The sequence below is a fragment of the Meiothermus sp. genome (assembly GCF_025060375.1).
Taxonomy (GTDB): Bacteria; Deinococcota; Deinococci; order Deinococcales; family Thermaceae; genus Meiothermus.
The window spans coordinates 1-8,213 of record NZ_JANXCG010000073.1; the positions used below are offsets into that span (position 1 = coordinate 1).

Annotated in this window: 9 protein-coding genes; 5 read left to right on the top strand and 4 right to left on the bottom strand. The window is 65.1% G+C overall.

The annotated features are described in order from the left end of the window. Window positions 1-177: 177 nt before the first annotated feature. On the bottom strand, window positions 178-642 hold the full coding sequence (locus NZ849_RS08990) for a hypothetical protein (protein ID WP_295406289.1): 465 nt from the start codon (window positions 640-642) through the stop codon (window positions 178-180). A gap of 124 nt (window positions 643-766) precedes the next feature. Between NZ849_RS08990 and NZ849_RS08995 the strand changes: the two genes are divergently transcribed. The 3 genes from NZ849_RS08995 (at window position 767) to NZ849_RS09005 (ending at window position 4,916) form a co-directional block, all read left to right on the top strand. After that, window positions 767-3,355, top strand: a complete 2,589-nt coding sequence (locus NZ849_RS08995) for a transcriptional regulator (protein ID WP_295406291.1) — start codon at window positions 767-769, stop codon at window positions 3,353-3,355. A 66-nt stretch (window positions 3,356-3,421) separates the two neighbouring features. Beyond that, a complete protein-coding gene (locus NZ849_RS09000; RefSeq protein WP_295406293.1) occupies window positions 3,422-4,564 on the top strand; it encodes an MFS transporter in 1,143 nt (380 codons plus the stop codon). 25 nt (window positions 4,565-4,589) lie between these two features. Next, complete coding sequence (locus NZ849_RS09005; protein ID WP_295406295.1) at window positions 4,590-4,916, top strand: histidine triad nucleotide-binding protein; 327 nt, start codon at window positions 4,590-4,592, stop codon at window positions 4,914-4,916. Window position 4,917: 1 nt separating this feature from the next. Here NZ849_RS09005 and NZ849_RS09010 read toward each other — a convergent pair whose 3' ends face one another. Beyond that, entirely contained in the window at window positions 4,918-5,349 is a 432-nt protein-coding gene (locus NZ849_RS09010; protein ID WP_295406297.1) for a bifunctional nuclease family protein, read from the bottom strand. A gap of 80 nt (window positions 5,350-5,429) precedes the next feature. On the opposite strand from NZ849_RS09010, the gene NZ849_RS09015 reads away from it, so the two are divergent. Beyond that, window positions 5,430-5,972 carry a phosphoribosyltransferase family protein gene (locus NZ849_RS09015; protein WP_295406299.1) on the top strand — a complete coding sequence of 181 codons (543 nt, stop codon included), beginning with the start codon at window positions 5,430-5,432 and terminating at the stop codon, window positions 5,970-5,972. Between the two features lie 60 nt (window positions 5,973-6,032). Next, on the top strand, window positions 6,033-6,569 hold the full coding sequence (locus NZ849_RS09020) for a phosphoribosyltransferase family protein (protein ID WP_295406300.1): 537 nt from the start codon (window positions 6,033-6,035) through the stop codon (window positions 6,567-6,569). On the opposite strand, the gene NZ849_RS09025 is transcribed toward NZ849_RS09020, so the two are convergent. Together NZ849_RS09025 and NZ849_RS09030 are read right to left on the bottom strand one after the other, a co-directional pair. Further along, window positions 6,566-7,216, bottom strand: a complete 651-nt coding sequence (locus NZ849_RS09025) for a PHB depolymerase family esterase (protein WP_295406302.1) — start codon at window positions 7,214-7,216, stop codon at window positions 6,566-6,568. The two genes, NZ849_RS09020 and NZ849_RS09025, sit on opposite strands and share 4 nt — an antisense overlap. A gap of 22 nt (window positions 7,217-7,238) precedes the next feature. Continuing rightward, window positions 7,239-8,213 (bottom strand): methylmalonyl-CoA mutase family protein (locus NZ849_RS09030; RefSeq protein ID WP_295406304.1); only part of this gene is annotated, 975 nt, incomplete at its 5' end.

Sequence of the window (8,213 nt, forward strand, 5' to 3'; positions counted from 1 at the left end):
GCCTGCCGCCCGTAAAACGGGGCGCCGGGGTTGGGGTTCAGCGGCCGCCGTCGGGCAGCGCGCCCCCCGGTGACCACCACCCGCCGGGGGGGCTCGTGTATGGCCGCGCGCCCCCGCTCCCCGGCACATCCGGCCAAAACCACCAAGCCTAGCAAACCCAACCAGCGCATTCAGAGCCTAAGGGTAGACTCGAAGCCCCGCGCCCATGCGAACCACGAAGACGGTCTGGCCGCCAAACTGCACATTGGGCAGGGCGTTCACCACCAGCGAGACGTTCCGGTTGACCGGGTACTCCAGACCCACCAGGGCCTCTACAGAAAAGGTGGTAGTCTGCCCGCCAAATCCGGCCAAAAAGCCCAGCCCGGCCTGGGGTATGACGCCCGAGCGGCCAAAGCTGAAGAGCGCCCCCGCCGACAGGTCAAAGGTAGCGATACCTTGCTGCACATTTATGGCAACCCCACCCCTGAGGCCGAAGGGCCCTGCCAACTCCTTCACACCCCCCAGAAAACCCAGCTGCATCCCAAACTGGGTGGGGTTGGTGAAGGCAAGGCTTATGTTCGAGACCGCCCCTTCTAAGAAGACCCTTCCCTGAGCAAAGGCCGAAAGCGCCAGCAAGAAACCAATCCAGACCAGTTTTCGCATTGTTACCTCCTGAGCGGCATCGCGCCAGGGTCAGCTTAGGAACGGGGAGCTTACAAAAACCTTAACCGGGGGTGTGCAAAATACCCGAAGAATCCCCTTCTGAAGTGGCTAAAATGGCCTTAGCATGGCCCTGAGCTGGAGCTCCCCCACGTTTCTGGTGCGCGAAAGACTGCTTGACGCCCTACCTACCGCTACCGGATACGTGGTCTGGTTACAGGCACCGGCGGGCTTTGGTAAGAGCGTGCTGGCCGGCCAGCTCGCGGCCCGGCTGGGCTGGCGCACCCTTTGGGCCTCGAGCCTCCTGGGGGACCCCAAAGACCAGATCGCTCGAGCCTTGGGCCTGCCCTCTGAGGCCCCCTGGGCCCCCCTCACCGAGGCCCTGGCGCGGGAACCTACCCTCTTGGTGCTGGAGGACCTACAGGGCGACGAAGCCCTCTCCCCCCTTCTGCGCACCATACCCGCGCTGGTGCTTCTGGCCAGCCGGGAGGCCCTGGGCTACCCCGAGCTGCCCAAGCTCCGGTCTGAAGGACGCCTGGTGCACCTGGGGGCCCCCGAGCTGGCCTTTACCCCCGAGGAGGCCAGGGCCCTCTTTGCTGGACGGGACGGCTGGGAAAGGGCCTACCAGATGACCGGAGGCTGGCCACTGCCCCTCTACCTCTCGGCGTATACCCGAGAACCCCCCGATGCCCCAGCCCTGCTGCGAGGACTACGGGACAGCCTATCCCCACCGGCCTTTCGCGAGGGGCTACTGCTGAGCGTCTTGCCCTACCTCCCCGAGGAGATAGCCACAGAGGCCACCTTTGAGCTGTTCCAAAAGGGCCTGGTGCGCAAAACCCCGCAGGGCTTCCAGCTGCACGACCTGCTCAAGCGCATGGCCCAGCAAAGCCTGGCCCAGGAGGTGCGGGCCGTGGTGCGGGCTGAGCAAAACCGGCTGCCCCCCGGCCTGCGCGCCGAAGCCCTCTGGCAGGCCGGGCTCCACCAGGAGCTGCTGGCCTATCTAGAGGAGCCCCGCACCCTGGAGATACCTGTGGAGCGGCTGGTGGCCTGGCGCGGCCTTCTGGAAAAGGGAGGGCCCCGCGCTCGGCTGCGTCTGGGGGAGGCCTTGCTCCAAAGCGGCGACCGGAGCGGTTTTACCTTGCTGGAACCCCTAACCGACGCTGAGGATTTCCGCGTGGCCCTTATCGCCTTGGGCTACCTGGCCTACTACTGCGCTGAGCCCATGCTGGGAAAAGACCTGGAGCGGGCCCAGGCCTACCTGAAGCGCGGCCTGGAGGTTTTACCCCAGGTCTCCCCCGAGCTTGCGGGGCGTTTCCTAAACGATGCGGCCCGCATATTTTTTGAAGGGGGCCAGCCCGAAGAGGCTGAGAGGCTCCTGGAAAGGGCCCTGGAGCTACTTCCCCCAGGCAGCCCCTTCCGGCTGGCCCCCCTCGAAAACCTGAGCCTACTGCGGTTTGAGCTGTACGGCGACCTTTTGCAGCGGGTGCGCACCCTAGAGGAGATCATCCCCAAACTGACAGGGGTGCTCCAGAGCAACCGGCCCGGCAGCCTGCGCGACCTCGGCCGGCTGTACCTGCTTTTAGGGGAGCGCAAGCGGGCCGAGGCCCACTTTGAGGAGGCCACCCACACGCCGGGCAACCCCTTGGCCAGCCTCGAGGCGGAGATGTACCTGGCCTACCTCCGGGAAGACCCCGAGGACCTGGAGCGGCTGGTCGGCCGGGCTGGGCTTTGGGAAAGCCCCTATCTGGTAGAGCGGGGGCGGGCCTTCCTAGCCCTGCTCCAAAGGGACCCAGCCTGGGTAGAGGGCCTGGAGGGCTTCTATGCTGGACTGGCGAGGGCGGAGCTGAGAGGGGACCCAAGCGCCCTGCCTCCCTACCCCACCGGCCGCGAAGAGCGCCTTCACTGGCACGCGGTGCGCTACCGGGTGGGCCGAGAAGCCCAAGACCTGGAGGCCCTTCTCCACCTGACCTCCCAAGCCCAGCGCGTCCTACCCGGCCTGCTGCGCCTAGACGAGCTGCCTCCGGACCGCCCCGAGCTGGCCCAGTCCTACCCCTTACAGGAGGTGCTGGCCTCAGGCTGGCAGGCCGCCATTCGGCTGCGCGCCCAGGAGATACCCCCGCTGCAGGTGCGGGTATTGGGGCGTTTCAGCGTGCGAGGGCCGCTGGGAGAGGTGGTGCTGGAGGGCCGTCGGCGGGAGGTGCTGGCCCTTTTGCTGCTGGGCCTTAGCCGCAGCGAGGTGGCCTTCGAGCTCTGGCCTGACCTGGACGAGGAGAGCGCCCGCAACAACCTCTCGGTCTGGATGAACCGTCTGCGCAAGAGCCTGGAGCCCTGGGGGGTCCCCACCTACCTGCAAAACGAAGGCCTCGTGCGGGTGGAAAGCGACCTAGATCAGCTCGAGACGGCCCTAGAAGCGGGGGAAGCCCCCCGGGTGCTCGAGCTCTACCACGAGCCGCTGATGCCGGGGGTGTATCTGAACGCACTGGAGGAGCGGCGCCACGAGCTAAGGGCTAGGGTGCGGGGGCTGTTTCTTCGGCAAAGCGAGCCCCACTACCTGAAGCGCCTGCTGGAGCTTGACCCGCTGGACGAAGAGGCCCTATCCCGGCTGGTGGAGCTTTACCTGCTGAGAGGAGAACAGGCCCGGGCCCTGGAACTCCAGCGAAGCTGGCAAAAGCAGATACGCAAGGAGCTGGGCCGCCCTCGACGAAACCTTAGCTAAAGCAGCCACCCAGCTTTGCATCTCAAATCCCTTTCCGGGAAAAAACCCCAAGCGTATGCTCTAGGGGTGCTGCCCTTTCTGCTCTCCTGGTTGCACGCCACCAACGACCTCTTCGGGGCCTTCCTTACGCCCTTGCTGCCCAAGCTCCAGGCCGCCTTCGGCGTGAGCTACGGCGCCGTCTCAACCCTGGTGGCGTTGCAATCCCTGACCGGCAGCCTCCTGCAACCCCTGGCGGGGCTGGTTGCCGACCGGTACGACCGGCGGTTGCTGGCCGCCCTGGGCCCCTTGTTGATGGCCCTGGGTGGGGGCCTGCTGGGCTTTTTCCCCAACCTCTGGGTGGCTGGGGCCATGCTGGCCCTATCGGGCCTGGGCTCGGCCCTGTTCCACTCCGCAGGAGCCGCCCTGGTCGGCCAGTACGCCGACCCTGCCCGACGGGGCTTCTGGATGAGCTTCTTTGGCACCGGGGGGTACATCGGCCTGGCCCTGGGCCCGGTGGTTTCGCTGGCCGTCGTGAACCAGGGGGGTCTGAAGGCTCTGGCCTGGCTTATCCCCCTGGCCCTGGCGCCCGCCCTGCTCCTCCTGCGGCAGGCTCCCCCCACCCGGCTGCAAACCAGGCCCTCCACCCTTCGCGACGTGGGCCGGGTCTTCCGGGGCCAAGTGGCCCGCCTGTGGGCCGTGTCCACCCTCCGCAGCGTGGTTTTCCTAAGCTTCTCCACCACCATCCCCTTCTGGTTTCATCAGCGGGGCCTCCCCGACGCCCAGGTGGCCCTGGCCCTCTCGGTCTACAGCATCTCGGCCACGGTGGGGGCCTTCCTAGGAGGCACCCTCTCCGACCGGCTGGGGCGCCGCCAGGTGCTGGTGGGCACCATGGCCTTTGCCATTCCCCTCTACCTGGCTTTGCTCTTGGTTCCGCCGGAAAACCCCCTGTACGTGGGCCTCCTGGCCCTCACCGGGGCCCTCATGAACGCGGGCGTACCGGTAGCGGTTGCCATGGCCCAGGAACACGAGCCCGCCCAGATGGCCACCGTCTCGGGCCTGTTGATGGGCTTCACCTGGGGCTTCGCCGGCCTGCTCTATGGGGTGGTGGGGCCCATGGTGGAGCGCTTCGGGGTTGTTGAAAGCCTGAGCCTATTGGGCCTGCTGCTGATACCGGCCCTTACCCTATCCCTATCCGTGCGCGAAGCGAAGGCGCCGCTCCAGCGGGCCTGAGGAGGCTTTGGCTATACTGTAGGCCATGGAGAACCCCACCGTCTTCGGAAAGATCATTCGACGCGAGCTCCCTGCCGATATCGTCTACGAAGACGAGGAGTTCATCGCCTTCAAGGACATAAGACCCCGCTCCAAGGTACATATCCTGGTCTGCCCCAAGGAGTACATCCCCACCCTGGCCGACTACCCCGACACACCGGAGGGGGCCCTGAAGCTGGGCCGGCTGATGCTCACCGCAAACCGGATTGCCCGAAAGATGGGCCTCGAGGGGTATTTCCTCAGGATTCACGTGGGCGAAAAAGGTGGCCAGGAGGTCTTTCACGTCCACGTACATCTGCGTTCCGACGCTTAGCTCAGGCCTTGGGCGGCTCCCCCTGGCGGGTGAGCTGGGACTCCTGGATGCCGGCTTGCCTGAGCACCTCCTCAGCAATAAGGATGGGCGCCCCAGCCCGGATGGCCAGGGCCATCCCGTCGGAGGGGCGGCAGTCCACCTCATACTCCATGCCGCGGTGCTCGAGCACCAACCGGCCGTAAAAGGTACCCTCCCTAAGCTCCACAATCTCCACCCGCAGCACCTTTACCCCCAGAAGCTCGAGGGTGTTGTAGAAGAGGTCAGGCCCTAGGGGACGGGGCGGCTTCTCACCGGAAAGGTGGATCATGATGTTCTGAGTTTCCAGGGCGCCGATCACCACCGGCAAAACCAGGTTGTTCTCGGCCTTGAGCATCACGATCAGGTTGCCGTTTCCTGGGTCAACCCCCATGCCTTCGATGCGGGCGGGCACCATGTCTTGAGTATACGCCCACAGCACCGGCAAAAGTGTGCCACAAAGCATCCCCTTGCTTTTACCCAAGCAGCCTATAAACTATGGCCGTGAAAACCTATCCCGTAGAGATCGCCGGACTGCGCCGGGAGCTCCCGGTGGTACAGGTAGGCCCCGACGTGGCGGTGGCGCTGTTTAACATGCTGGGGGATACGGAGGTGGTCGAGCGAGCCGCAGCTGCCCTTGCAGAGCGCCTCCCCACCGATATTGACACCCTGGTTACCCCAGAGGTCAAGGCCGTCCCGTTGGCCCACGCCCTCTCCCGGCTGAGCGGCAAACCCTACGTGGTGGCCCGCAAAACCGAGAAGCCCTACATGATCAACCCCGTTTCCCGCACGGTCATCTCCATCACCACCGGCAAACCCCAGCTTTTGGTGCTGGATGGCAGCGACATACCCCTTATCAAGGGCAAAAGGGTGGCCATTGTGGACGACGTGGTCTCCACCGGAAGTACCCTAAAGGGCCTTTCTGACCTCATCAGCGAGGTAGGAGGCCAGGTGGGTGCGGTACTGGCGGTGTTCACCGAAGGCTCTCCGCGGGACGATGTAATCGCCCTGGGCCACCTGCCCCTGTTCAAACCGGAGTAGGCACCGCCCTTGTGCGCATACTCATCCTGCCCCGATAACCTGGAAAGGAGGAGCCTACTTATGGAGACCTACCCCATCACAATCGGAAAAATCACCCGTCACGTGCCGGTGGTAGAAACCCTGCCCGGAGTCCACATCCCGCTGGTGGAGATTATGGGCGATGTGGAACTGGTGCAGGCCGCTGCTGAGGGTCTGGTCAAGCACCTCCCGCCCGAAACAGACGCCTTGCTCACCCTAGAAACCTCCCCAATCGTGCTGGCCCACGCCATGAGCGCCATTTGCGGCAAGCCCTACGTGGTGGTGCGACGCAAGCGCCGCCCCTACATGCAAGACCCGATTATCCAGGAAGTGGAGTCCCTCACCCTTGGGGTAAGCGAGACCCTTTGGCTGGACAGCCGCATGGCCGAGAAGCTCCTGGGACAAAACGTGGCCCTGGTCTTCGATGTGGTCTCCTCAGGGGGCACCATGCGGGCGCTCGAGAAGGTGGCCCAGAAAGCAGGCGCCAACGTGGTAGCCCGCCTGGCAGCCTTTCACCAAGGCAACAGCAAGTTGCCCGTCACCTTTCTCTCGGAAATTCCCATCCTGCAAACGGCCTAGACCACCGTCCTCTCCTGGGATAGGAGCCAGTGAATAAAGCCAGGGTCCCGGTAGACCCGGTTCCATACGTCGTGTTTTTCAGTGGGGTACTCGGTAAAGCGGGCCTGGACATTCCCTGCTTTGGCCAACGCGTCGGCCAAGGCCCGGGAAAAGCTCACTGGAACCACCTCGTCGGCAGCGCCATGAAAGTTCCAAATGGGCACCTTTCCCAGCCGCTGCCAGACCCAAAAGGGGTCTCCCGCCCCGCAAACAGGGGCCACCGCAGCAAAGCGCTCGGGGTACAAACAGGCCAGGTTCCAGCACCCGTGGCCCCCCATTGAAAGACCGGTTAGGTACACCCGGCGGGGGTTGGTGCGGTACTGCACCTCCACCTGACCCAGCAACGCGTAGGCCTTCTGCAGGGTCTCTCCGCGCCACCACTCCCCTTCGGGACACTGCGGCATCAGGACCACCACCGGCCAGGCCTGGGGGTTTTCCAGAATGGCCGGGCCCAGACCCACCCGGGTCTGCCTTTTTCCGTCGCGGCCCCGCTCACCCGAGCCATGGAGAAAGAGCACCAGGGGCCACCCGCCTTCCGGGGGCTCCCCTTGGGGGAGGTAAAGGGCGTAGGGCAGTAGCCCACGGGGCTTACGGTAGAGAAAGGGCATACCCAAAGTTTACCGGGAAGCCCTACACCAGCACCGGCTCCTCGTAAACCCCGTACACCGCCCTGAGCTCGTCCATCATCTCGCCCAGGGTGCAGTAGGCCAAGGCGCACTCCACGAAGTGAGGCATGGTGTTCTGCCCCTCCACCGCCGCCCGGCGCAAACCCGCCAGGGCCTCCTGCACCCGCTTGGGGTCCCGCTCCCGCCGCACCCGGGCCAGCCGCTCAGCCTGCACCTGCTCCACCTTCGGGTCAATAAGCTGGATGGGCACCTGCAGGCCCTCGTCCTGAAAGGCGTTCACCCCCACGATGATGCGCTCACCCCGCTCCACTTCCTGCTGGAAGCGGTAGGAGGCATCGGCGATCTCGCGCAGGAAGTAGCCCTCCTCAATGGCCCGCACCACCCCGCCCATGCGCCGGATCTCCTCGATGATGGCCATGGCCTGGCGCTCCATCTCGTCGGTGAGCCACTCCACGTAGTAGCTTCCCCCCAGGGGGTCGGCGGTGTGGGTAACGCCGCTCTCGTAGGCGATAATCTGCTGGGTGCGCAGGGCGATCTTGGCCGACTCCTCGGTGGGCAGGGCCAGGGCCTCGTCGTAGGCATCGGTGTGCAGGCTGTTGGTGCCCCCTAGCACCGCGGCCAGGGCCTGGATGGCCACCCGGGCAATGTTGATGAGGGGCTGCTGGGCGGTGAGGGAGACCCCCGCCGTCTGGGCATGGGTGCGGAGCATCCAGCTTTGCGGGTTCTTGGCTCCGTAGCGGTGGCGCATCTCCTTAGCCCAGATGCGCCGAGCGGCACGGAACTTGCAGATTTCCTCGAAGAAGTCGTTGTGGGCATTGAAAAAGAAGGAGATGCGGGGGGCAAACTCGTCGATGTCTAAACCGCGCTTCAGAGCCCACTCCACGTACTCAAAACCATCGGCCAGGGTGTAGGCCAGCTCCTGGACCGCGGTGCTCCCGGCCTCGCGGATGTGGTAGCCGGAGACGGAGATGAAGTTCCA